The sequence below is a fragment of the Vibrio rotiferianus CAIM 577 = LMG 21460 genome (genome assembly GCF_002741985.1).
Taxonomy (GTDB): Bacteria; Pseudomonadota; Gammaproteobacteria; order Enterobacterales; family Vibrionaceae; genus Vibrio; species Vibrio rotiferianus.
On sequence record NZ_APHW01000008.1, the window covers coordinates 24,051 to 48,907 of the forward strand.

Sequence of the window (24,857 nt, forward strand, 5' to 3'; positions counted from 1 at the left end):
ATATCCTCGAGAAGAAGTGTCGCTTACTTAATGGTAAACAGTCGTAGTCGGTTTGCATTACTGACGACTGTGATTGAAGACAGTGCCATTGCCGCTCCAGCAACAACAGGACTGAGCAAAAAGCCGAATGCTGGGTAAAGTACGCCTGCGGCGATAGGAATACCCAACGAGTTATAAACAAAGGCACCGAACAAGTTTTGTTTCATGTTTTTAAGTGTAGCGCGAGAAAGCTCTATCGCGTGCACAACAGCCATTGGTGATGTATTGAGAATGGTCATTTGTGAGCTTTCGATCGCCACATCACTACCGCTACCCATGGCGACGCCAAGATCCGCCAGTGCAAGCGCTGGCGCATCATTGATACCATCACCGATCATCGCAACCGTGCGGCGTTGAGATTGCAGTAGTTCAATATGCTGCGCTTTCTCATCGGGCATCACTTGAGCAATGACTTCATCAATGCCGAGAGCTTTGCCGATGGCATTGGCAACGTGTTGGTTGTCACCTGTAAGCATGACGGTTTTTATACCTTGTGATTTTAATGCAGACACCGCCTGTTTGGCATCAGATTTAATCGGATCAGCGATGGCAATTAAACCGATCAGTTCGTTGTTAAGCGCCACAGCTACTGGTGTCCATGCGTTGCTTGCACAATCTTGAATCGCTTGCTCCATTGGGCTGATATCAACCTGCTCGGTTTGCATAAACTGCAATGAGCCAATGAATAGCGGTTGTGCTTGGTAAGTCGCAGTAATGCCACGGCCACGAATGTTTTCGAATGAGTTCAACTCAACAGTTTCTGTATTGTGTTGCTTAGCATAATCACACACGGCTTTAGCGAGTGGGTGCTCAGATTGTCGCTCAGCAGCGTAGGCCAGTGCTAATAAGTGCGCTTGGCTGGTGGCGTGAGTAAACACTTGCTGCACACTTGGTTTGCCTTGAGTGAGCGTACCCGTTTTATCGAATACGACCGTGTCAATTTTGCTTGCCAATTGCAGCGCGTCAGCATCCTTGATCAGAATGCCAAGCTCCGCGGCTTTACCGACACCAACTGTGACCGATAGTGGTGTTGCCAAGCCTAGGGCACAAGGGCAGGCGATAATCAGCACGGTTGTTGTTACGACAAGCATGTAGCTCGCTTTAGGTTCTGGACCTACGGCAAACCAAACCAAAGCGGCAAGGATGGCAATGCCCACAACAACAGGGACAAACACCGCTGAAATTTGGTCTGCTAATTTGGCTATCGCGGGCTTACTGCTTTGCGCCGTGCGTACCATGCGAATAATACGTGCCAACATGGTGTTCGCACCGATGCCCGTTGCTTCTATGACTAAGCCACCATCGGTATTTAATGTACCGGCAGATACTTGCGCATCTTGTGCTTTTAATACTGGTACGGGTTCACCGGTTAGCATTGACTCATCAATGTACGATTCACCCTGAACCACTATGCCATCAACCGGCACCTTCTCGCCCGGCTTGATGCGCAGTTTCATTCCTAGCGTGATTTGCTCAACCGCAATTTGTTGATCGCCTTGGTCGGTAATTACCGTCGCTTGCTGAGGTTGTAGATTAATCAATGCCTGCAAAGAGCGCGTTGTGTTTGCTTTGGCTTTTGCTTCTATATAGTGACCAAGAGAAATCAAGCCGATGATCATTGCGCTCGCTTCAAAGTACACATGGCGGGAAGCAAGTGGGAACCATTCAGGGAAAATGACAACAAGCATTGAGTAGAACCACGCAGCACCTGTGCCTAAGGCTACTAAGGTGTCCATGGTCGCACGTTTGTGAGTGGCCGCTAACCATGCGTTAGTAAAGAAGTGCTTACCCGCTGTCGCAAGCAGTAATAAACACAGAATACCAACCGCCCCCCCCAAGCCAGCTGATCATTGGTATTACGAATCATCATGTTGCCGCCAAATACACCCCACAACATCAGTGGTGCACCGACAACTAATCCTGCTATTGCATCAAGTTTGAAACGTTTTTGTTGGGCAAGTTGTTGAGTGGCTTGCTTTTCTTGCTGTGTAGCTGCGTCTTGTAGAATTTCAGCTTGGTAACCCGCTTGTTTTACCGAGTCGACAATCGCTTGGTGGAGCGACTCTGTATCTTCAGTCGCAAACACTAACGCACTTTGTTCAGCAAGGTTAACCTGTGCTTTCTCAACGCCCTCTACGCTAGTAAGTGCTTTCTCTACCGAAGAGACACAACTTGCACAGGTCATGCCTTGAATCAGCATTTGCAACTGAATACCTGCTGGTGGCCGTTGAGTGTGTTCAATATTGGTCTGCTTTTCTACGGGTTCAGTTTCCGGTGAGCTTTCTTTTTCTACTTCAATAGAATCAAGGCTGGCGGTGTAGCCGAGAGTGGCCACAAGATCAATCACTTGCTGCTCTGAGAGTAGTGTTGTGATGTCGAGTTGTGTTGTAGACGCTTGAAACGTAATGACGTCTTGATTTGATTCTAATAGAGAAGAGAGTTTCTTCACACAACCGCCACAGTTCAATCCGGCAAGGTTGAACTGAAACTGGTAGCCTGCGTGGTAGCCCAGTGACTCGATTGAATCAACAATAGAAGAAAGCGGAGATTCAGTAATGACTTCAACCATTGTTGGGGACAAATTGATGATCTCAACACTGTGATTGGCATGTAAAGCTTTCTCAACTTTTCTCGCACAGCCCATGCAGTTAAGTCCCGACATAGGTACAACGAACTGATACATAATTTGTCCTCAATAATACTAATGTGGAGAGCATAAACCTTCCTGCAAGGGGAAGGTCAAGCATTCAATTGCTGAATTCATAACGTCAAAATTTGGTTAAAAACTGAACTTTTGGTCATGAATGCTTGCGAGTCACATCAAGGTTTTTTCTCTCTGTTTATAAAGTTCCATTAATCGTTGTGAAATTCAGGAGTGATAAGTCACAAATTTGCCGTTTGTTTTATAAAAATAGTGTGCATAAATGCTTCTTTGACGTTTTTGTTTCTTTATGTCTGGCTTTAAGTTGTTGTTTTTATGTTATTTATATTGTTTTTGTTTTTGTTAGTTTGAAGTGGCTCAGATTGCCTCGCCTTTCATTTTTTGAAGAAAAAAAAGTTTGCCATATTTGCTCCGTCCACAAGTTGTTTCAGATTCCATACCTGTCCTAGTTAGTGAATTTGAAAATGGAAAAACAAATAAAATATAGGGGTTAAAAATGTCTTACCTAAAGAAAAGCTTGGTTGCGAGTGCAGTAGCCAGTTTCATGTTTGGTGGGGTTGCGGTGGCCGCCGATCCTGTTGGTCCTGAGTATGCATCAGCAGCATCAGCCTTTTTTGAAGAGTCAACCGTTACTGGTGCGTTGAATTTTTGGATGCGTGACCGTACTCGTGCAGATGTAGATTCTAACGGAAACCAAACGTCTAAGAAGCCAAACCTAGATCATGGTTCTATGTACCTTTCACTCGGTTTTAGCTCTGGTTATATTAGTGATACCGTTGGTTTGGACCTTAATGTGTATTCGACATTTGATATGTGGAATAACGCTTCACCAGACCATGAAATGAACTTTTGGGGGGGGTGGATAACCCTTACGATATGAACCCAACGGATTCTTCTGGTTGTAGTGGCGCGTGGGATTCTGACTGTACTGACAACGGCGCAGCATTCCAAACGGCGGCATTAAAGTTCAAGTTTGGCGACTCTGTGACAGCGAAAGCGGGTTACTTCCAACCAAGTGTTCCTACAGCAATGGGAGTTAACTGGTCTTTTGCGGCTGGTACGTATACTGGTGGTGAGATCGGCGCTAACTTTGATGATCTAGCACTTGGTTTTGTCTATGCTGTTGAATACCGTGCTCCTTGGTTTAAGAAGAGCTACGAGTTCCGTGATGGACAAAATAAAGATGCAGGCGATGCATACTCATTCGGTGCTCGCTACAACCTAACACCAAACTCGTCTCTAGATATCGCTTATGCGGGTTTGACTGATGGTCCTCGTAAGAATGCCCACATTAAGTACAAGCACACCACAGAAAACGGTTGGTACTTATCTCCTCAAGTCTACATTATGGATGATGAAGATCAGTACGATAGCACGGCATTCCAAGCTGCATTCCTATCCTCTAAATCGGTAGGTGCATACAGCTTCCGTTTAGAAGGTACATACACGTCAGCAGATTCAACGGATACTCGTGGCAACGTAGGTAACTTTGCTTACCGTCTCACTGAGAAATACGGCGGTTCGAATGGTGCATATGATATCTGGTGGAATAACCGTTCTGACTTTAACCATGATGGTGAAATTGGCTTCTTTGGCCAAATGAGTCGTGATTTCTCAGACCTAGGCGCTCCAGGCTTCAGTGCTGGTATCAACGGTGTATACGCGTTTGGTGCAGAAGCTGAAGGATACGATGAGCTAATCGAGTACTCAGGTAGTGTATTTGCTAACTACGCTATTCAAGGTGGTCCTTTGAAAGGTGCTCACCTAGGAATGTACTACACACGCTATGTTAATGATTCAGACGCACCAAACTGGACAGGATACTCAAACGGTTTCCAAGACGAAAACGACTTGAAAGTCACTCTAGTGATTCCGATGAGCATCAAATAATTTTTGAGCTTACATAAAAGAACAAGCCCCTCAATGTAGGGGCTTTAATTGTTTTCGGGGAATAAATTGTAGTTGTCGAGTTTGGAGTGATAGAATAACGCGCAAAAATTTAGGTTGCGCTGAGTTAGTCAGCGAATGTCTTAATATTAAGGTAATAAACAATGACGGTTAAAACACGTTTTGCTCCAAGCCCAACAGGCTACCTTCACGTAGGTGGTGCACGCACTGCACTTTACTCTTGGTTATACGCAAAAAACCAAGGTGGTGAGTTTGTTCTACGTATCGAAGACACTGACCTTGAGCGTAACTCTCAAGAAGCCGTAGATGCAATTCTTGAAGGCATGGAGTGGCTAGGTCTTGAGTGGAATGAAGGTCCTTACTTCCAAACTCAACGTTTTGACCGTTACAACGAGATGGTTGATAAGCTTCTTGCAGAGGACAAAGCATACAAATGTTACGCATCTAAAGAGCTGCTAGACGAAGTTCGTGCAGAGCAAGAAGCAAACAAAGAAATGCCTCGTTACGATGCAAACCATCCAAAAATTAAAGCGGCAAACGAAGCAGCAAAAGATGGCGAACCATGCGTTATCCGTTTCCGTAACCCGAAAGAAGGCAGCGTAGTATTTGATGACCAAATCCGTGGCCGTATCGAAATCCGTAACGACCAAATGGATGATCTGATCATTCGTCGTACTGACGGTTCTCCAACATACAATTTCTGTGTAGTGGTTGATGACTGGGACATGGGCATCACTCACGTAGTGCGCGGTGAAGACCACATCAACAACACGCCTCGTCAGATCAACATCTACGAAGCGCTAGGTGCACCAGTACCAACATTCGCACACTGTGCAATGATTTTGGGTGATGATGGTGCGAAACTGTCTAAGCGTCACGGCGCTGTATCGGTAATGCAGTACCGCGATATGGGTTACCTACCAGCAGCGCTAAACAACTACCTGGTGCGTCTTGGTTGGTCTCATGGTGATCAAGAGATCTTCACACAAGAAGAGATGATCAACCTATTCAGCCTAAATGCGGTATCTAAATCAGCGTCTGCATTCAACACTGACAAACTGCAATGGTTGAACAACCACTACATCAAGAACTCTGATCCAGCGTACGTTGCAGAGCACCTACAATGGCACCTAGATCAGCAAAAACTTGACGTAGCGAACGGCCCAGCAATCACTGAAGTGATCAAGCTAGTGGGTGAGCGTTGTAACACACTTGTTGAGCTAGCGGAGCAAATCCGTTACTTCTACGAAGATTTCTCTGAGTTTGAAGCAGGCGCGGCGAAGAAACACCTACGCGGCGTTGCAAAAGAGCCACTAGAGCTTGCGCTAGCAAAAGCAGAAGCATTGACTGAGTGGACGACAGCGAACATCAAAGATGGCGTTATCGCAGCAGTATGTGAAGAGCTAGAAATTGGCATGGGTAAAATCGGTATGCCATTACGTGTAGCAGTTACAGGTGGCGGTCAGTCTCCTTCTGTAGACGCTGTAATGGAACTGATTGGTAAAGAGCGTTGTGTTGCTCGTATCAAGATGGCTCTTGAGTTCATCGCTGAGCGTGAAGCAAACGCATAATTACTCGAAAAAACTGTTAATGAGCCGCGGAGATTTCCGCGGCTTTTTTGTTTGTTGGGCGTTTTAAATCAATATTCCGTTTGATGATTGGCCAAAGTGCTGCTTTATGATTCGTTAAATTGCTCAATATTTAATTAGTTTTACTTATCAAAACATAGCTGATGTAAATGTTACTTGGCCTGTTTTATTCAAAATATCTCTCTGAAATATAGCGTTAATTCCTAAAGTTCCTCATATTTCATCTCATAAATGAGAAATTAATTTGTTTTAGATATTCTATCTCAAATATCCGCGCAATCGTTTGCTCTCTTGTGGTGGCGGGCTTTGTTGTGCTCTGGATCACATAAGTTGGAGTGTTTCGATGACATTAAATTGACAGTTTGGGGTTTTGTCTTCGGATTTCTTGGAGTTATAGTGCTCGCCGTCAGTGAAGTATTGATATGCATCATTGGACAGGAGGTATACCCAAGTGACTTTTATTCACTGAGATGGAAGTTATTTCGGTATCAAGCTCAAAGGAACTGAAAAAAGAATAGAAATACAATGTCTCAAAGACAGTGCATTTCGTTAACGAACAAAAGAACTTCTTTTAGAGGAATCAATAATGAAAAAACTAGCAGCGGTAATTTCAGCTTCTTTACTTATGGCTTCAGCAGCTCACGCAGAAGTATACGTGGGCGGTAAGATGGGTAAGTCTTGGATGGACGACGCTTGTGTCGCTGGCCAAGCTTGTGATAAAGACGGCTCTACTCTAGGTGCTTTTGTTGGTTACGAAATGAATGACTACTTCTCAGTAGAAGCTGGTTTTGACAACCTAGGTGATTTTGACCAAACGTCTTTCGGTGGTCATGTAGAAGCAATCACTCTTGCGCCAAAGTTAAGCCTACCAATCACTGAAGACATCGCTCTTTACGGTAAAGTGGGTGGTGCTTACCTAATGATGAACGATGGTAAAGATGACTACTCTTACCTAGGTGCGGCTGGTGTTGAGTTTAACATTAGCCAAAACGTAACAGCACGTGCGGAATACCAAACAATCACTGACATCAACAACGATTCAGTAAAAGCTATGGGCAACTCTGCAACACTAGGCGTTGCGTTCAAGTTTGGCGGCAACGATGAAGTTGTTGTTGAAGAAGAGCCAATCGTTGAAGAAGTTGTGGTAGAAGAAGTTGTTACACCAGTTGTTGTAACTAAAACGTTTGAAACTCAAACAATCGGTACTGGTAGCTTTGCGCTAAACAGCACAACGCTTAAACCAGAGAGCGCTGCTAAACTAGATAACCTAGTAGCATTCCTAAACGAGTACCCACAAGCAAACGTTGATGTAATTGGTTACACAGACACTTCTGGCCCTGCTGCATACAACCAAAAAGTTTCTGAGAAGCGTGCTGAGTCTGTGGCAAACGCTCTAGTTGAAAAAGGCATTGATGCATCACGCATCCACGCTCGTGGCGAAGGTGAAAACAACCCAATCGCTTCAAACGAGACTCGTGAAGGTCGCGAACAAAACCGTCGCGTAGAAATCGTTGTTCCTGAGTTTGAATACCAAGTTCAACAATAAGCGCGAATCTAACGTTAGCTGTTAGAAAGCCAAATATAAAAAGCCCCAAAGAGTTTGTTCTTTGGGGCTTTTTAATATGAATGAGATACTCAGTCGTAGAGAAAGTAACGGTTACTTCAGGTCAATGCTGTTAAGTCGGCCCATAAACGTTAGGATCTCGAGGTTGTCCTTGTGTGCATCGAGCAGTGCTTTTTTGGTTTGCATATAAGCGGCGAGTTTCCCGTATTTATTAATCGAACGAACCACCGTTTTATACTTGTATTCGCCAGAATCATTGAACTCTCGCCATTTAGCAATATAACATGTGTCTCGGTTGTCAGGATCTTCTAGAGTAGGATTAGGTTTGTGAACAATCTTCGGTTCGACACTATGTGGCAGCCTTGTCATTAGGTATGGATCCTTCAGCAGGCGGCGCCAAAATTTCCCCCACATCTCACGCCCAAGCTCATTACGCAGTTTAATTGCCTTCTTGAGCCCTTTCTTTTCACCAATGCGAACAAACCCAACAGAGCGATGTAACACCGTATCATCTGGGGTGTGGATATGAATTTTGAAGGCGGTTTTGCCTTTTGAAATAAAGCGGTGTCCAGTATTTGTAATTAAATTGCTCTTAGACATATTGCTAAATAATATTTTTATTAATACCTAAAGGGTAAGCAAAACTTATGGATAATTAAAGTAATAAAACACAAAACTGCAAAGAGATGACATTTCTCTCCGACAAGTTTAGGTCCTAAGAGCAAAAAGGGCGAACAATAGGTATGAATGGGTGTTTTGTGCTCAAGTAACCTCGCCCTTCTGGAGCGTGCCACCGAAGCACGTTGTTTGCTTACTTTCGGTAAACAGGGAATCAGTGAAAATGCTCTGAACCCTGCATCTAAAAATCACGTGAGTCTATTGCCTTGGCTTTCTGTCATACAGCCAAGGCATGGATGGCGCCCCCAGTAGGATTCGAACCTACGACCTGTCCCTTAGGAGGGGACTGCGCTATCCAGCTGTGCCATGGGGGCGTAATTAGATATGATGCGTTGCCTATGATATTCAAAAGAAAGCATATGGCAATGACTTATACGTGCTGTTACAACATCTTGTTCATTACGTCACCAATTTGTACGCTTGAAGCAAGGTTTGCTTGGTCAATAGTCAGCTCTGCTTCATGTTCGTATACACGAGAGACGGTAAGGGTAATTTCGCTCTGAGAGACTTTATTGCGCGGTAATCCATTTTGGTCAATGAAAGATGCTGTGTGCCACAATTGCAGTTTGTCACCCTCTTGTACGCCATGTATGCGACCAAGATCCATCGTCACCGTATTACCAAATACTGCAACCACCTCTGGAAGCGTGATTTTACAAGACAGCTCTGATTCCAAATCCAACATAATGTTGCGGCTAACGCGTAGCATCATTTCGCCATAAGTCGATGCCCAGAAACGTGCACTTCGTGTATCAACTTGGCTTGTTTTTGCGAATGGCCATTTTGCTACTTCACGATAATTCTTGTTATAAACTTCGTGCCCCGTTTTACCATCGTACACTTGCATTTCCAGAGCAAACTGACGATTAATGATATCGTCTTTTAGCAATTTTGATTCAACAGTGGCGGTCAAATCGGTAATAACACCACCAATGATGTACTGTGAACCAGTGTCTTGAGCGATCATTTTTACGCGCTCTGGGTAATTCTTATCGATAGCATAGTCAGTTGTCCCCACCGAGACAAAGCTGCGCGATGTTTGCTCGAGTTGTCGATCAACTACATGGCTGAAATCATCACCAACACGGTAGATTTGTCCCATGACAGCTTGTTGTGGGGAAGCAACATCAATATTGCCTACTAGGACCGTCTTCTTGTATTGATCAACGTGGCAACCCGTTGCCGATGGATAGATATCAACGCGGATCTTTAGCTCCATCTTGCCACCACGTTTACGCTCTGATTCCACCAATATGTAGCGTACTTCATGGTTTGTGAACTGATATTCTCTGCGGCTCTCTTCTAATAAAGGCATTAAGTTACTGATGCTACCAATATCTGCACCTGAGAAGTTGACGGCTTTAAACAGAGCATCTTCCAACGCGTGTAATCTAGCCGCTTCTTCAGAAGAAACGATCGTGGCAACGCCTGTAACTTCATACCAAGACGCGATAGCTCGAAATGGCATGAGCAAGACAAAAGCGGTTGATATTAGGCTTAAAACTATTTTTTTCATTGTGTTTGACCGTTCAGGTATAAATATTGCTTTAACAATTTCAGTAGCGTATTGGTGGTTTTTCTTTAGTTCAGCAAACAGAAGAAAGCAAAGACTGTTCCAGTATTACATTTCTTTCTAAATGAAGTGACAGAGAACAGTGACACCCAAGATTATCTGGAGAACGAAACCATGAAGAAATGGCTTATTGCAATATCGATGATGACGTTGTTAACATCGTGTGCATATGCACCCATATATAATGGTAAAGAACCATATTCTGGTAGCCAATTCATGTTAATGGATAGCCCTCGCCATACGATGGACTTTTTTATCGAAAGCATGACTGAAGATTTAATGGTATCAAATGTGGCGGTTTCATCACGGACGCCAATTGCCATTACATCCTTCGTCGATCTACAAAATTTGGATGCAACTAATTGGTTAGGTAATTCGGTATCAGAAGGCTTTATTCACCAGTTTCAACGTCGTGGTTTTAAAGTGGTCGACTTCAAAACGACGGGATCGATTCAAGTGACGCAGCAAGGCGATTTTGCACTGAGTCGAGATTGGCAAGAGCTTGCGCAAGAACAACAAGTTCAGTATGTGCTTACTGGTACCATGCTACGCCAAGAAGGTGGTGTATTAGTTAATGCGCGTGTTGTGGGGATGCAAAGCCGTGTTGTTGTGGCAACAGCTCAAGGCTTTTTACCGGCCGACCGTATTGGTCGTGATTTAGATACGTTAAACAGCATTCGTACCCAAGATGGCGTTCTGATTCGTTCTGACCCAACTATTCGTCAGCCTTACACTGTGATTCTCCGCCCGTAGGAAACCGAAATGAACAAGTTATTATTTATTATCGCGACATTGGTGCTGGTGGGTTGCCAGCCTTTACAGCAAATGCGCCAAGATGAAATTTTGGTAGCGGTCGGTTATGCAAGTGTTAGTGAGCAAACAGGGCGTACTATTGAAGAGAAACGTGTTCGTGCGATGCGTGCCTCCAAAATTGATGCGTATCGCGAGCTTGCAGAGCAGGTTTACGGCATGCGCGTGAGTGGTCGTGCTGAGCTAGAAGATCAAAGATTGGGTGTCGAGAGTACCTCAGGTGCGGTTGATGGCGTTATTCGTGGTGCCGAAGTAGTGCGTAGTTACCTTGTTGAAGATAGTTACGTAACAGAGCTTCGCCTTGATATCCGTAAGATGGATAAGCTACGTGACTATGGAGAAGTACAACAAGTTCCTGAGAAGCGTCAGCAGACCTTGTTTTAATTGAAACAAGCTTTGTTTATCAGATAATCTTAGCGGGCGGCTGATTGGCAACAATCGGTCGCTTTTTTATAGGCGACATTCTGAGTTGTTGTAGCCATTGGTTAGGTAAGAATTTGGGTGGTTTAGGCTTTGATATTGGTGCCTAGCGTGGAGATAGTGTGAGTCTTACCCCCAGCATTGTAAGTCATACCTACTTTACCGTGGGTACGTTGGAGCATGTTGTTGAGTTTGTTGTAGCTAGATTGTGCTCGGTTAAGAGACTCTCCATTTACGTGGTTCACTTGCTGGCAGTCTAAGACTATAGACTGTATTTGTTTGACCGTTTGGCTTAGCTGTTCATCTTCGGTAAGTTGATTGACATGCGGGTGAGAGGCAATACGCTGATCGGTTGTACGAAGTTGATCAATGAGGGTCATTTTTTCTTTGGCAACTTTTTCGATATCAGCAGATACACGAGAAGCAATTGCACGTGTTTCTTGCTGTAGTACTTGAGATAAAGCTTTCGCGTTCTCAAGTTGGAAATTAACCAAATCGACGAGTGCTGCCATACTGGAGTTACCTTACAAACTAAGCCAGTTAACCTTCGGCTTTTAGCTCATTTTCAAACTTGATCATGTTGTCAGCTAATTTCTCAGGATCAACTTTGTATGAACCATTAGCAATCGCATCTTTGATCGCAGCAACTTTAGCACTATCGTACGCTGGCGAAGCTGCGAGGTCTTGATGCATTTGGCTTACAGCTTTGCCTTGCTTGCTAAGTGATACTGCGTCTTGAGCCACAGTGGATTTTTTCGATTCTGTACTTGTGGTGGTACTAGAATCGCTACGTGCTGGAGTACGACTTGTTGTCGTCATTATTTGTCCAGAACGTATGTTGTCTATACCTGCCATATATCAACCTTTTAGTCATGTCGTAGTATTGGTATCCACACTATCGACCGGAGCGTGTAAAACTTTAGCTTTTTTTTGCGCTATATTTGCACGGTTTGTTGCTAACGAATAGTGGCAGATTTCGGTTTAAAATGTAACCGTTATTTCTGCTGCATTAGTTACTATTCCCTCAATTATACGCTGAGACTTATCGTTTTTCACTCTCACTTGATCTCCGGTTCCACCATCTTGCAGTGAAGTACCTTGAGTGGTGATCGTCATTCCTGACTTTACTGCTCTAATGGTTACTTTTTCGTTTCGGCATACCACACAAATATCGTTACGTTCTACCACATCTCCTAAGCGAACGTTACGTTTTAGTTTGGCTCCAACAACTTGGCTAGGTTCAGAAAAGCCTTCTTTCCTAAATCTCTGAAGTTCGATCATTGTGATCCTAACGTCCGATAAGGAGATCATTTCCCCCCCGAGCTAAAGGCCGAGCAGAGACGACCATCGGGATTGAAACTGACAGTCGAACTGGAACGTACACTTTCCAATCATCGGTAGGGCACTCAACAAGAACGTTGATATTGCTTCTTGTGCTACTTGTCGAAGAGGCAGAGGTCGCGAGCGGCTCGGGGCAGTCTGTTGCTTTGATACGTTGATCAATATTTGCCGCATTAACACTTAAATTCCCTCCCTCTGGGTGGGGAACCGTGGTTAGAATATGGTTCTCTGCCGCTACTTTTATCTGCTCGATCTGATTTTCTGTCGCTGAATGCGCAAAAAAACTAAACATAATGAGTAAAATGCCGATAGACTTAGCGAGATTTGTATAGAACACTCTACATATATTCATAGAAATTGGTATCCAACTAGTATTAAAATACGCCATACTGTTTTTTTTGGTATCGTGCTGCCAGATGTAGAGTATCATTTAAAACCAAAAAGTTTGAGATGGAGATGAGCATATGACGGGGATTCTTGATTCGGTGAATCAACGTACGCAACTCGTCGGCCAAAACCGATTGGAGCTATTGACCTTTCGGCTAATGGGACGACAGCGTTACGGCATCAACGTATTTAAAGTAAAAGAAGTACTACAATGCCCTAAGTTGACTTCTATGCCAAACCTACACCCGCTGGTTAAAGGTGTCGCTCATATCCGTGGCCATACAGTGTCGGTTATTGATTTGAGCTTGGCTATCGGCGGTCGCCCAACCACTGATATTGAAAAATGCTTTGTTGTTATTGCAGAGTTTAACCGCACGATTCAGGCGTTTTTGGTGACTTCAGTTGAACGAATCATCAACATGCACTGGGAAGCGATTTTGCCGCCACCTGATGGTGCGGGCAAAGCAAATTATCTAACAGCTGTGACCAATATCGATAATGAGTTGGTTGAGATTCTTGATGTTGAGAAGATTCTTGCTGAGATCGCGCCTGTTGATGAAACAATGGATAGCACTATCGGTGAAGAGATTGCTCAAGCAGAGCAAGAGAAAGCAATTGTACGTCGAATCCTGATTGCTGATGATTCTACAGTGGCACGTAAGCAGGTTGAACGTGCAATTACTTCAATTGGATTTGAAGTCGTATCAGTCAAAGACGGTAAAGAAGCGTATAATAAGTTGATTGAGATGGCTCAGCAGGGCAGTATTTACGATCAAATATCTTTGGTTATTTCTGATATCGAAATGCCAGAGATGGATGGCTATACGCTGACTGCGGAAATTCGTCGCAATGCTGATCTTAAAGATCTTTATGTAATTCTCCACTCTTCACTAAGTGGAGTATTCAACCAAGCGATGGTTGAGCGTGTTGGCGCAAACTCTTTCATTGCGAAATTTAACCCGGACGAATTAGGTAACGCGGTTAAATCTGCTTTAACTAAGTAAAAGAGACATTAATGACTGCTATTACAATCAGTGATCAAGAGTATCGTGACTTTAGCCGTTTTCTAGAATCACAATGCGGTATTGTGTTAGGTGATAGTAAGCAGTATCTAGTGCGTAGTCGTTTGAGCCCTTTGGTGACAAAGTTCAAGCTAGCGTCACTTTCTGATCTGCTTCGTGATGTAGTGACTGGACGTAATCGTGAGTTACGTGTGGCTGCTGTAGATGCCATGACAACCAATGAGACATTGTGGTTCAGAGATACTTACCCGTTCACGGTTTTAGCTGACAAATTATTGCCTGAAGTGGCGGCGAACAAACGCCCAATAAAAATCTGGTCGGCAGCAAGTTCATCAGGTCAAGAGCCATATTCGATGGCTATGACGGTATTGGAAACTCAGCAACGCAAACCCGGTTTGTTGCCTAGTGTTTCTATTACAGCAACCGATATCTCAGCGAGCATGCTTGATATGTGCCGCACAGGCGTATACGACAACTTGGCTTTGGGACGAGGACTCTCACCGGAGCGTCGTCGCAACTTCTTTGAAGATGCTGGCGATGGTCGTATGAAGGTTAAAGATAACGTTAAGCGATTAGTCAACTTTCGACCGCAGAACTTAATGGATAGCTATGCCTTACTTGGTAAGTTTGACATTATTTTTTGTCGCAACGTACTAATCTACTTCTCTCCAGAGATGAAGTCTAAGGTTCTGAACCAAATGGCCAATAGCTTGAACCCTGGTGGTTACTTGCTGCTTGGCGCGTCAGAGTCGTTAACCGGTTTAACGGATCGATTTGAAATGGTGCGTTGTAATCCAGGCATCATTTACAAACTAAAATAGCGGACTGCTTTAATACTTATTAAGCCTGACTTTTTGTCAGGCTTTTCTTTTTCTAGTGTTTCATCTTCTTCTTTCCATTCTTTCCCGCGTTTTGATCTTATGCATAGGGTTCTTTTGCCTGTGCATGAATATAGGGTGTATATTTTTAGTGAGTTAGATTGATTAACTGACTTGATATGACATTTCATCATTCATTTTGGCTTGTTTATTGCAATCCATTACGTCGATAACCAAAGTGGCAAAACAGCATGTTATGTTTTTGGCACGCTAATTGCTTTTAAGTTATCAATAACGGTCAGTTCTTAATGTAGAGGCAAACATGGCTATATCTTTTGACAATGCACTAGGCATCCACCAATACACGGTGGGCGTACGTGAGCGCAACGCTGAGGTGATTTCCACCAATATCGCGCAAGCTAACACGCCTGGGTATAAATCAAGAGGTCTAGACTTTGCTAAGGAATTGCAGGCGGCAACTTCTGGGGCAAGCATTGGTCTTAGCCGCACAGATGGTCGGCACATTCCTGCCACTACTACGTTGGTCGGGGACAAGTTATATCGTTTACCTACTCAGCCAGATACGGGCGATGGCAACACGGTTGATTTGGATCTAGAGCGTAACTTGTTTATGCAAAACCAAATTCGACATCAAGCATCACTCGAATTTTTAGGTAGTAAATTTAAGAACTTAACCAAGGCAATCAAAGGGGAATAATTTAGATGAGCTTATTTAACGTTTTCAATGTAACAGGTTCTGCAATGAGCGCTGAGTCTGTTCGTCTAAATACAACTTCAAGTAACTTAGCCAATGCGGACAGTGTAAGTAGCTCAGCAAAAGATACTTACAAAGCCCGTCACGCTGTCTTTGGTGCCGAGTTAAGTCACGCGTTGCGAGGCGGTGATACTGTACCTGTTCAAGTTTTGGGTATTGTTGAAAGCGATAAACCTCTCAATGCGGAGTATAACCCTGATCACCCACTTGCAAATGACGAAGGCTATATCTATAAGCCAAACGTTAATGTGATGGAAGAAATGGCAAATATGATCTCTGCTTCTCGTGCGTACCAAACGAACGTGCAAGTAGCTGATTCAGGCAAACAAATGCTGCTGCGTACGCTGCAGATGGGTCAATAGGGATAAGGGGGTAGCGTATGGCCGGATTTAATAACGTTGGTCAAAGCGGCTTGTCCTATGTTGATCAGCTTAAGAGTTTACAAGAGAACAAAAAGCCCGACGAAACAACAGGTAAGCAGGATCTTAAACAAGAAGATTTCTTATCCCTGTTGACTAAGCAGCTTTCTCAGCAGGACCCTTTTAAGCCGGTTAGCAACGACCAGATGATTGCGCAAATGGCTTCATTTGCGACCGTAGATGGTATCGGCAAGATGAACTCTCAGTTTGAGAGCTTGAACTCGTCAATGACTTCTAACCAAGCGTTACAAGCTTCTTCATTAGTTGGGCGTGATGTATTGGTGCCTGGTGCCGCTGGTGTAAAAACAGATGATGCTGCAATGGCAGCAATGGTTAAGCTTCCTCAAGCTCTGGATAATCTATTTGTCCGTGTTGAGAATCAAGCTGGCCAACTGGTTCGTACCTTTGAGGTTGGTGCGAAGCCTGCTGGAGATACACGTGTGGTTTGGGACGGAAATGATGAAAACGGTAACCCGTTGCCTGCTGGCAAATACAATGTAAAAGCGTCTGGCTTGATTGAGGGAGAGTCACAAGAATTTCCTGTGTCAACATACGCGAATGTAAACAGTGTATTGCTTGGTAAGGGTGATGGTAACGTACTGCTCAACCTGGCTGGCTTTGAATCGCCAGTTCGACTTGCTGAAGTACTAGAGGTAGGCAAGGCGTAATTGAGCGTTAGCCAGATTAGGAGATTTTGAAATGTCATATGTATCTTTAAGTGGTTTGTCTTCAGCTCAGCTGGACTTAAACACTACCAGTAATAACATTGCTAACGCGAACACTTACGGCTTTAAAGAGTCTCGTGCAGAGTTTAGTGATGTATATTCTAATTCGCTATTTACCAATGCTAAAACCACACCTGGTGGTGGTGCTCAAGCAAACCAAGTAGCTCAGCAATTCCACGAAGGCTCAAGTATTTATACTAATAATCCAATGGACTTGCGTGTATCAGGTACTGGCTTTTTTTCGGTAGCGAAAGATCGCTTGATTCCGCAACAAAATGAGATGACACGAAATGGTGCATTTCATTTAAACAAAGACAACTACATGGTTACGGCGAATGATGAGTTTTTGCTTGGTTACCAAGTAAATCCTGAGTCAGGTGAAGTTTCATCTTATGAACCACAACCAATCAATATTCCGGCTGAATTCGGTAAACCGAAGCAGACCGCAAATATTGAGGTTGGGGTAAACTTGCCAGCAAATGGTGATCTTAAAGATCCAACTCAGTTTGATTTCTCAGACCCAGATACATATAACCGTTCAACGTCATCGACAATTTACGATTCCATGGGCCAATCTTACAAGTTGACTACGTATTACTTGAAAGATCAGACTCAGCCTAATACATGGCAAACCTACTATACCGTGACAGATAAAACGGGTGAGAAACCGTTAAGTGTTGCAAATGGTGATGCGACAACTCCTGGTGGTCACGTTGGCCATACTATGCGGTTTAACAATGACGGTACTTTGGCAAGTTTAAATAATGGCCAGCCAATAATCTCTGTTGGACTTGGGGACCCTGCGACTAACGGTTCACCTGTTGATCTTAACGGCGCTGATCCTGCTCAGACCTTAAACTTTGGTTTGGATTCAGCAACCCAGTTTGCGGCACCATTCGAACTAACTAAGTTTGATGAAGATGGTGCAACAACGGGTTTCCTAACAAAGATCGATTTTGATGAAAACGGTAGTGTGCTAGGTACTTATTCTAACGGTGAAAATGTCACTTTAGGCCGTGTTGCACTTGTACGTGTACCTAACGAGCAAGGTTTGGATAAGAAAGGCGGTACTCAATGGGATTCAACACAGTTCTCTGGTGACAAGATCTGGGGTGAGTCAAACAAGGGCTCCTTCGGAACTATCGATAATGGTATGCTTGAGCAATCAAATATCGATATGACTCAAGAGCTTGTGGACCTGATTTCTGCTCAGCGTAACTTCCAAGCCAACTCGCGTGCGCTAGAAGTGCATAACCAGCTACAACAAAATATCCTGCAGATTCGCTAGAGCAGGATACTTTGCTTAGTCAGACGTTACGTGCGTTTGCCGCTTCGTTTGATGACATCATGACATTCATCTGATGCTCAACCAGAATAAACCTCGATTCTGGTTGAGCATGCTTTGATCTCTCGTTTGCCGCTGTTGCCGCTAGGCGGATCAAAGCATTGCCTCTCTCTTGGTTGATTCATCCCGAATTGCCATCTGAAATTCTCATTTTATATTCAAGTTTTTGATTAATAACATTATTTTAATGTTGGCATAACTATTGCTTTTACTCCTTAGTACAGAGACTTTTGGAGTAATTTATGGATCGCGCACTGTTTCTCGCAATGAGTGGCGCTAAGCAGAATATGCAAGCCCTGCAATTGCGTGCTAATAACTTAGCTAACGTGAGCACAACAGGCTTTCGTGCTGATTTAGCACAAGCTCGTTCAATGCAAGCCTATGGTGAAGGCCATGCTTCACGTGTTTTTAGTATGACAGAACGGCCAGGGCATAACTTTGCTCAGGGCAGTGTGATTACTACCGGGCGCGACCTAGATATTACGGTTGAAGGCCAAGGGTGGATATCAGTTCTCGATCCGATGGGCAAAGAAGGTCTTACGCGCAATGGTAACCTGAAAGTTGATCAAAACGGCTTGCTAACCAATAGCTCGGGCCATGTTGTACTTGGTGAAAATGATGCACCAATTACACTCCCTATACCATTATCCAAAATAGAAATTGGTCGTGATGGCACCATCTCTGTACTTCCACAAGGTGCTCCGGCTGAAGAATTAGAAGTGGTTGATCGTATTAAGTTAGTTCGTACTGACGATCAAGGACTTTTTAAAGATATCAATGGCTTATTCCGCCATAAAACTCCAAACCAACCTTACGAAGCAGACGCATCAGTAAGCATCCAAACAGGTGCGATTGAAGGTAGTAACGTCAATGCCGTAGGTGAGATGACCGCTTTGATTGATTTACAGCGTCAATTTGAAATGCAGGTCAAGATGATGAGCACAGCTGAAGAGATGGACAAGTCGTCCGATTCACTGCTTCGTATGAGTTAATTGAGTTAGAGGTTTATTATGCATCCAGCACTATGGGTAAGTAAAACAGGTCTAGACGCCCAGCAGACCAATATTGCAACCATTTCCAACAACTTGGCAAACGCCTCAACGGTTGGCTACAAAAAAAGTCGTGCCGTATTTGAAGATTTGTTTTACCAGAATATTAATCAACCGGGCGGTCAGTCCTCACAAAACACAGAATTACCAAGTGGCTTGATGTTGGGTGCTGGTTCTAAAGTGGTTGCTACTCAAAAAGTTCACACTCATGGCAATGCGCAAACAACCACCAACGCGCTAGATATGATGGTCGAAGGTGATGGCTTTTTCCAAGTGACTCTGCCTGACGGCAATATTGGTTACACGCGAAATGGCCAGTTCACCTTGAACGGTGAAGGTACATTAGTGACGTCGGGTTCTGGCTACCCTGTTGAGCCAGAAATTGTCATCCCAGAAGATGCGATCTCTATTACTGTTGGTACTGATGGTGAGGTATCTGTACGTGTTCGTGGTCAGCAAGATAACCAGGTCGTTGGCCAGTTAACTATTACAGACTTTGTTAACCCAGGTGGTCTAGAACCAATTGGCCAAAACCTTTACCTACCAACGGGAGCAAGTGGTGATCCTCAAGAGGGGGTTCCGGGTCTAGATGGCTTAGGTGAAATTCGTCAATCCATGCTAGAGGCCTCTAACGTGAACGTGACTGAAGAATTGGTCAACATGATCGAAGCGCAGCGAGTTTATGAAATGAACTCTAAAGTTATCTCATCTGTCGATAAGATGATGAGCTTTGTCAACCAACAACTATAACGACTAATTCGAATTGAGGGCCTTCAGATGAAACGTATCTCACTACTTGCACTGATTTTAACCATGTCTGGTTGTTCAATGTTAGAGCCAATTGAAACGGATGAAGTATCGCAAGCGACAACGGTTATTGATGCGGTTGAAGGTGATAAATCTCAAGATGAAAGTAATGGTCTGGTTGATACGCTAAGAGGTAGGACTGATCCTATAGCGGGTGATCCTGCGTGGGCACCGATTCACCCTAAACAAAAGCCAGAGCATTATGCAGCAGCAACGGGGTCGCTATTTAGTGTAGACCACATTTCCGACTTATACGATGACTCTAAGCCTCGTGGTGTCGGCGATATTATTACAGTCACCTTAGACGAGACAACCAGTGCAACGAAAAGTGCAAACGCAGACTTGTCTAAGTCTAACGATGCGACGATGGATCCTCTATCAGTTGGCGGTCAAGAGTTACAAGTTGGTGGCAAGTACAACTTTTCTTATGACTTAAGTAATAGTAATACATTTGCTGGTGATGCTTCTTCTAAGCAAAGTAATAGCATCAGTGGCTACATTACTGTTGAGGTGATTGAAGTTTTAGCTAACGGTAATTTAGTTATCCGAGGCGAAAAGTGGATGACTTTGAATACTGGCGATGAGTATGTTCGTTTAAGCGGCACTATCCGTCCGGATGACATCAGCTTCGACAATACAATCGCATCTAATCGCGTTTCGAATGCGCGAATTCAATACTCTGGCACAGGAATCCAGCAAGATATGCAAGAGCCTGGATTTTTGGCACGATTCTTTAATGTATCGTTGTAACAAATGCAAAATTGACGGCAATTTGACTGCATAAGAAAGGTAATCATGAAAAGAATCGTACTACTGTTGATGAGTGTCGCTCTATTTTCGGCATCGACACAAGCTGCACGAATTAAAGATGTTGCACAAGTTGCTGGGGTACGTAGTAACCAGTTGGTCGGTTATGGTTTGGTTTCGGGGTTACCTGGTACTGGTGAGTCTAACCCTTTTACAGAACAAAGCTTTAATGCAATGTTGCAGAACTTTGGTATTCAATTACCACCGGGTACTAAGCCAAAAATCAAGAACGTTGCTGCCGTAATGGTGACAGCTGAACTGCCTCCATTTTCGAAACCTGGCCAACAAGTTGATGTGACGGTCTCTTCTATCGGTAGTGCGAAAAGCCTTCGTGGTGGCACGTTGCTACAGACCTTTCTTAAAGGCCTTGACGGGCAAGTTTATGCCGTAGCGCAAGGTAACCTAGTCGTGAGCGGTTTTAGTGCTCAAGGCGCGGATGGTTCCAAGTTAGTGGGTAATAACCCAACAGTAGGACTTATTTCTAGCGGAGCAATGGTTGAGCGTGAAGTCCCGACACCTTTTGGTCGAGGTGACTTTATTACCTTCAACTTATTGGATTCTGATTTTACTACAGCGCAGCGCATGGCTGATGCAGTGAACAACTTTTTAGGCCCTCAAATGGCAAACGCGGTTGATGCTACGTCAGTAAAAGTTCGCGCGCCACGTGATATTAGCCAGCGAGTGGCATTCCTCTCTGCGATTGAAAACCTTGAGTTTGATCCGGCAGATGGAGCAGCAAAAATCATTGTCAATTCTCGAACAGGTACCATTGTTGTTGGTAAGCATGTTCGACTTAAACCAGCGGCAGTGACTCATGGTGGAATGACCGTTGCAATTAAAGAGAACTTAAATGTAAGTCAGCCAAATGGTTTTTCTGGAGGACAAACCGTGGTTGTGCCTGATTCAGATATCGAAGTCACTGAAGAACAGGGAAAAATGTTTAAGTTCGAGCCTGGACTTACATTGGATGATCTTGTTAGAGCCGTGAATGAGGTCGGCGCTGCGCCTTCTGACTTGATGGCAATTCTACAAGCATTGAAACAAGCTGGTGCCATTGAAGGCCAGCTGATCATCATCTAATCGATTAGGGGGAAAACCATGGTGAACAATCCTAACGATATTGGCTTTATTCATGACATTAGCTCACTTGATACTTTGCGCCAAAAGGCCGTGAAAGAGGGCAAAGATGGTGAGCAAGAAGCGTTGCGCGCGGCAGCTCGTCAGTTTGAATCTATTTTCACCTCAATGATGTTGAAGTCGATGCGTGAAGCCAATGAAGGCTTTGAGTCTAACTTCATGAATAGCCAAAACGAAAAGTTCTACCGTCAAATGCTGGATGAGCAGATGGTGAGCAATTTAAGTGCGTCAGGCTCGATGGGACTCGCGGATATGATTGTTAAGCAATTAACGGTTGGTCAAGGTGACGACAAAACTGAAACGGCAATGCGCGATGCGGCCAACAATGCTGTTGAATATCGTCGCGTCGATCCGAAGAAAGCACGTGAAATAGAGCAGCGTCTAATAGAATCCGGTCAGTTATCGCGTCCAAGTTCAGAATCCGCACGCTTTGATACACCGGAGTCTTTTGTTAATTCAATGAAGCCATACGCTGATCGCGCAGCAAAAGCTTTGGGTGTTGAGCCATCTCTACTAATTGCACAGGCAGCGCTAGAAACTGGCTGGGGGCAAAAGATGGTTAAAAATGCTCGTGGTAGTAGTAATAACTTATTCAATATAAAAGCAGACAGAAGTTGGCAAGGGGATAAAGTTACTACTCAAACTCTGGAGTTTCATGATAGCACCCCAGTAAAAGAGACCGCCGCTTTTCGCTCTTACTCAAGCTACCAAGACAGCTTTAATGACTACGTCCGTTTTTTAAACGACAACCCTCGCTATGAGACAGCACTTCAGCATCAAGGCAATTCAGAATCATTTATTCGCGGTATTCACAGTGCTGGTTACGCGACCGACCCAAATTACGCAGACAAAGTGCTGCAGGTGAAGCAAAAAATCGAAAGTATGTAATTTATAACGATTTTGAATGCACTCCTCCTCTTTGATAAGGCTTGCCATGGTGCAAGCCTTTCTTTTTCTTTCTGTTTGCCGTTTTGCCTATGCTGGCACGCCTTTTGCTAACCTTCTAATTAGGTGATCGGTCAATACCGATTTTATTTTGTTTGTTGGGGGCATTTATGGCGTCAGATCTGCTGAATGTAGGTACTCAAAGTGTACTTACCGCTCAGAGACAGCTAAATACCACAGGTCATAACATCTCGAATGTTAATACCGAGGGATATAGCCGTCAGTCTGTCATCCAAGGTACCAATGATCCTAGACAATTTGGTGGTTCGACTTATGGCATGGGCGTGCATGTGGAAAATGTTCGCCGCTCATGGGATGAATTTGCCGTTAAAGAGTTGAACCTGTCCACAACGAACTACGCGAATAAGCTAGATAAAGAAGCAGACCTCGATTTGCTTTCTAGCATGCTCTCATCTGTTGCCTCAAAGAAAATTCCAGAGAACCTTAACGAATGGTTTGACGCGGTAAAAACTTTAGCGGATACACCAAATGATATTGGTGCACGTAAAGTGGTACTTGAGAAAGCAAAACTGTTGAGTGAAACCTTAAATGGTTTTCATGAGACAGTTCGACAACAGTCTGACGTGACCAACCGTAAACTCGACATGGGTATTGAGCGTGTTAACCAGCTTGCTGTTGAGATTCGTGATGTACATCGATTGATGATGCGCTCGCCTGGTCCTCATAACGATTTGATGGACCAACATGAAAAGTTAATCAAAGAGTTATCTGACTATACCAAGGTGACAGTGACTCCGCGCAAGAATGCTGAAGGCTTTAATGTCCATATCGGTAATGGCCATACATTGGTATCTGGTACGGAAGCGAGTCAACTCAAAATGATTGATGGTTACCCTGATGTTCACCAGCGTCGACTGGCTATGGTTGAAGGTGGCGGAATAAAACCAATTAAATCAGATGACATAGATGGAAAAATAGGCGCCATGCTAAGTATGAGAGATGAGCAAATCCCATACATAATGGACGAGCTTGGTCGTCTAGCTACCGCATTTTCTCATGAAGTAAACCAGTTACAGAGCCAAGGGTTAGATCTATATGGCAACGTTGGTGAGCTGATTTTTACCGATGTAAACTCAGAATTGCTCGCAAAGTCGAGAGTGGTGACATCCGCTCAATCGACAGCTGATATGGCGGTTTATATCAATGATTTGAGCCAATTAAAAGGCGGTGAGTACGCATTACGTTACGACGGCGATAGCTATAGCATCACCAAGCCTAACGGCGAAACAGTGAAAGTTGATACAGATTCGTCAGGTAAAGCATTTTATCTTGATGGAATGCGCGTCGAAGTTCGTAATGAGCCTAAAGTGGGTGAGCAAGTGTTAATTCGCCCAACCAGAAGCAGTGCTGCGCAGATTCAGATAGAAACTAACGATCCAAAGGCAATTGCGGCTCAAAGTTATGAAGCGTCCACGACCTTTGCACAAGGCAAAGCCACATTCGAAATTGTCGATGCTGGTGACCTACGTGAATTTGAGGTCGTTGTTTCTCCGATGGGAGACCAATTTGCTGTAACAGATACCAGCGGCAATGTTGTGATGCCACCTCAGGCGTATCCACCATCAGGCCCGGTATCGGTAACATTACCGCCAGAACATCCACTCTATAAAAATGGTTCAGCAACAGTATTTGAGCTGTCGTCTGGCGCCATAGCGAATGATAAATTTACGGCAAACCTCGTTCCTTCAGAGGGTGATAACGGTAACTTGAGGAAAATGCTTCATATTCAAACAGATAAAAAGATGGATGGCAAAGAAGCGACCATTTTGAATATCTATCAAAATTTGAATACCAACGTTGGACTTAAAGCCTCTACAGCAAGTCGCTTGTCTGATGTTGCTCGTCTAGAAAACGAGTCTGCTCAAGAGCGATTAGCGTCTATTTCCGGTGTAAATCTGGATGAAGAAGCCGCGAATATGATGAAGTTTCAACAAGCGTATATGGCCTCTTCACGCATTATGCAGGCGGCAAACGATACGTTTAATACCATTCTTCAGTTGCGATAGGGGGAGAGAA

The 24,857-nt window shown here is 44.1% G+C and carries 20 protein-coding genes, 1 tRNA gene and 3 pseudogenes; 17 read left to right on the forward strand and 7 right to left on the reverse strand.

Annotation, left to right across the window (positions count from 1 at the left end; translation table 11 throughout):
• Nucleotides 1–23: 23 nt before the first annotated feature.
• Nucleotides 24–2,722, reverse strand: a pseudogene (locus B853_RS03595) (heavy metal translocating P-type ATPase).
• Between the two features lie 523 nt (nt 2,723–3,245).
• Between B853_RS03595 and B853_RS03600 the strand changes: the two are divergent.
• The 3 genes and pseudogenes from B853_RS03600 to B853_RS03615 all read left to right on the forward strand — a co-directional run bounded on the left by B853_RS03600 (nt 3,246) and on the right by B853_RS03615 (nt 7,744).
• A pseudogene (locus B853_RS03600) lies at nt 3,246–4,591 on the forward strand (multidrug transporter).
• Between the two features lie 161 nt (nt 4,592–4,752).
• On the forward strand, nt 4,753–6,180 hold the full coding sequence (gene gltX / locus B853_RS03605; RefSeq protein WP_010446531.1) for a glutamate--tRNA ligase: 1,428 nt from the start codon (nt 4,753–4,755) through the stop codon (nt 6,178–6,180).
• 604 nt (nt 6,181–6,784) lie between these two features.
• Nucleotides 6,785–7,744, forward strand: a complete 960-nt coding sequence (locus B853_RS03615) for an OmpA family protein (RefSeq protein ID WP_038885400.1) — start codon at nt 6,785–6,787, stop codon at nt 7,742–7,744.
• A 111-nt stretch (nt 7,745–7,855) separates the two neighbouring features.
• On the opposite strand, the gene B853_RS03620 is transcribed toward B853_RS03615, so the two are convergent.
• From B853_RS03620 to B853_RS03630, 3 genes are all read right to left on the reverse strand, one after another.
• A complete protein-coding gene (locus B853_RS03620; RefSeq protein WP_010446535.1) occupies nt 7,856–8,362 on the reverse strand; it encodes a hypothetical protein in 507 nt (168 codons plus the stop codon).
• Between the two features lie 315 nt (nt 8,363–8,677).
• Nucleotides 8,678–8,754, reverse strand: a tRNA-Arg gene (locus B853_RS03625).
• A 68-nt stretch (nt 8,755–8,822) separates the two neighbouring features.
• Nucleotides 8,823–9,956, reverse strand: a complete 1,134-nt coding sequence (locus B853_RS03630) for a flagellar assembly protein FlgT (RefSeq protein ID WP_038886576.1) — start codon at nt 9,954–9,956, stop codon at nt 8,823–8,825.
• Between the two features lie 171 nt (nt 9,957–10,127).
• Here B853_RS03630 and B853_RS03635 point away from each other — a divergent pair, with 171 nt between their 5' ends.
• Together B853_RS03635 and flgP are read left to right on the forward strand one after the other, a co-directional pair.
• Entirely contained in the window at nt 10,128–10,766 is a 639-nt protein-coding gene (locus tag B853_RS03635; protein WP_038886580.1) for a FlgO family outer membrane protein, read from the forward strand.
• A 9-nt stretch (nt 10,767–10,775) separates the two neighbouring features.
• Nucleotides 10,776–11,207, forward strand: a complete 432-nt coding sequence (gene flgP, locus B853_RS03640; RefSeq protein ID WP_010446688.1) for a flagellar assembly lipoprotein FlgP — start codon at nt 10,776–10,778, stop codon at nt 11,205–11,207.
• A gap of 122 nt (nt 11,208–11,329) precedes the next feature.
• Here the strand turns inward: flgP and B853_RS03645 are convergent, their stop codons facing one another.
• From B853_RS03645 to flgA, 3 genes and pseudogenes are all read right to left on the reverse strand, one after another.
• On the reverse strand, nt 11,330–11,755 hold the full coding sequence (locus B853_RS03645) for a flagella synthesis protein FlgN (protein ID WP_010446689.1): 426 nt from the start codon (nt 11,753–11,755) through the stop codon (nt 11,330–11,332).
• Nucleotides 11,756–11,783: 28 nt separating this feature from the next.
• On the reverse strand, nt 11,784–12,098 hold the full coding sequence (gene flgM / locus B853_RS03650) for a flagellar biosynthesis anti-sigma factor FlgM (protein ID WP_010446690.1): 315 nt from the start codon (nt 12,096–12,098) through the stop codon (nt 11,784–11,786).
• 126 nt (nt 12,099–12,224) lie between these two features.
• Nucleotides 12,225–12,972, reverse strand: a pseudogene (gene flgA, locus B853_RS03655) (flagellar basal body P-ring formation chaperone FlgA).
• Nucleotides 12,973–13,048: 76 nt separating this feature from the next.
• Between flgA and B853_RS03660 the strand changes: the two are divergent.
• The 12 genes from B853_RS03660 to flgK all read left to right on the forward strand — a co-directional run bounded on the left by B853_RS03660 (nt 13,049) and on the right by flgK (nt 24,847).
• Nucleotides 13,049–13,975, forward strand: a complete 927-nt coding sequence (locus B853_RS03660) for a chemotaxis protein CheV (RefSeq protein WP_010446692.1) — start codon at nt 13,049–13,051, stop codon at nt 13,973–13,975.
• Nucleotides 13,976–13,986: 11 nt separating this feature from the next.
• Nucleotides 13,987–14,814 (forward strand): protein-glutamate O-methyltransferase, encoded by an 828-nt coding sequence (locus B853_RS03665; protein WP_010446693.1) that lies wholly within the window; start codon nt 13,987–13,989, stop codon nt 14,812–14,814.
• A gap of 319 nt (nt 14,815–15,133) precedes the next feature.
• The gene (flgB, locus tag B853_RS03670; protein ID WP_010446694.1) at nt 15,134–15,529 is read left to right on the forward strand and encodes a flagellar basal body rod protein FlgB; all 396 of its coding nucleotides are present in this window, start codon (nt 15,134–15,136) and stop codon (nt 15,527–15,529) included.
• A gap of 5 nt (nt 15,530–15,534) precedes the next feature.
• Entirely contained in the window at nt 15,535–15,948 is a 414-nt protein-coding gene (gene flgC / locus B853_RS03675; protein WP_038886574.1) for a flagellar basal body rod protein FlgC, read from the forward strand.
• Between the two features lie 17 nt (nt 15,949–15,965).
• Nucleotides 15,966–16,673: a flagellar hook assembly protein FlgD gene (flgD, locus tag B853_RS03680; RefSeq protein ID WP_010446696.1), complete on the forward strand. Its 708-nt coding sequence runs from the start codon at nt 15,966–15,968 to the stop codon at nt 16,671–16,673.
• 31 nt (nt 16,674–16,704) lie between these two features.
• Complete coding sequence (gene flgE, locus B853_RS03685; RefSeq protein WP_010446697.1) at nt 16,705–18,018, forward strand: flagellar hook protein FlgE; 1,314 nt, start codon at nt 16,705–16,707, stop codon at nt 18,016–18,018.
• A gap of 299 nt (nt 18,019–18,317) precedes the next feature.
• Complete coding sequence (locus B853_RS03690) at nt 18,318–19,067, forward strand: flagellar basal body rod protein FlgF (protein ID WP_010446701.1); 750 nt, start codon at nt 18,318–18,320, stop codon at nt 19,065–19,067.
• Between the two features lie 18 nt (nt 19,068–19,085).
• Nucleotides 19,086–19,874 (forward strand): flagellar basal-body rod protein FlgG, encoded by a 789-nt coding sequence (gene flgG / locus B853_RS03695; protein ID WP_005382032.1) that lies wholly within the window; start codon nt 19,086–19,088, stop codon nt 19,872–19,874.
• Between the two features lie 27 nt (nt 19,875–19,901).
• On the forward strand, nt 19,902–20,681 hold the full coding sequence (gene flgH, locus B853_RS03700; RefSeq protein ID WP_038886573.1) for a flagellar basal body L-ring protein FlgH: 780 nt from the start codon (nt 19,902–19,904) through the stop codon (nt 20,679–20,681).
• Between the two features lie 45 nt (nt 20,682–20,726).
• Complete coding sequence (locus B853_RS03705) at nt 20,727–21,818, forward strand: flagellar basal body P-ring protein FlgI (protein ID WP_010446716.1); 1,092 nt, start codon at nt 20,727–20,729, stop codon at nt 21,816–21,818.
• Nucleotides 21,819–21,836: 18 nt separating this feature from the next.
• Nucleotides 21,837–22,763, forward strand: a complete 927-nt coding sequence (gene flgJ, locus B853_RS03710; protein WP_038886571.1) for a flagellar assembly peptidoglycan hydrolase FlgJ — start codon at nt 21,837–21,839, stop codon at nt 22,761–22,763.
• A 167-nt stretch (nt 22,764–22,930) separates the two neighbouring features.
• Nucleotides 22,931–24,847, forward strand: a complete 1,917-nt coding sequence (gene flgK, locus B853_RS03715; protein ID WP_038886569.1) for a flagellar hook-associated protein FlgK — start codon at nt 22,931–22,933, stop codon at nt 24,845–24,847.
• Nucleotides 24,848–24,857 lie beyond the last annotated feature (10 nt).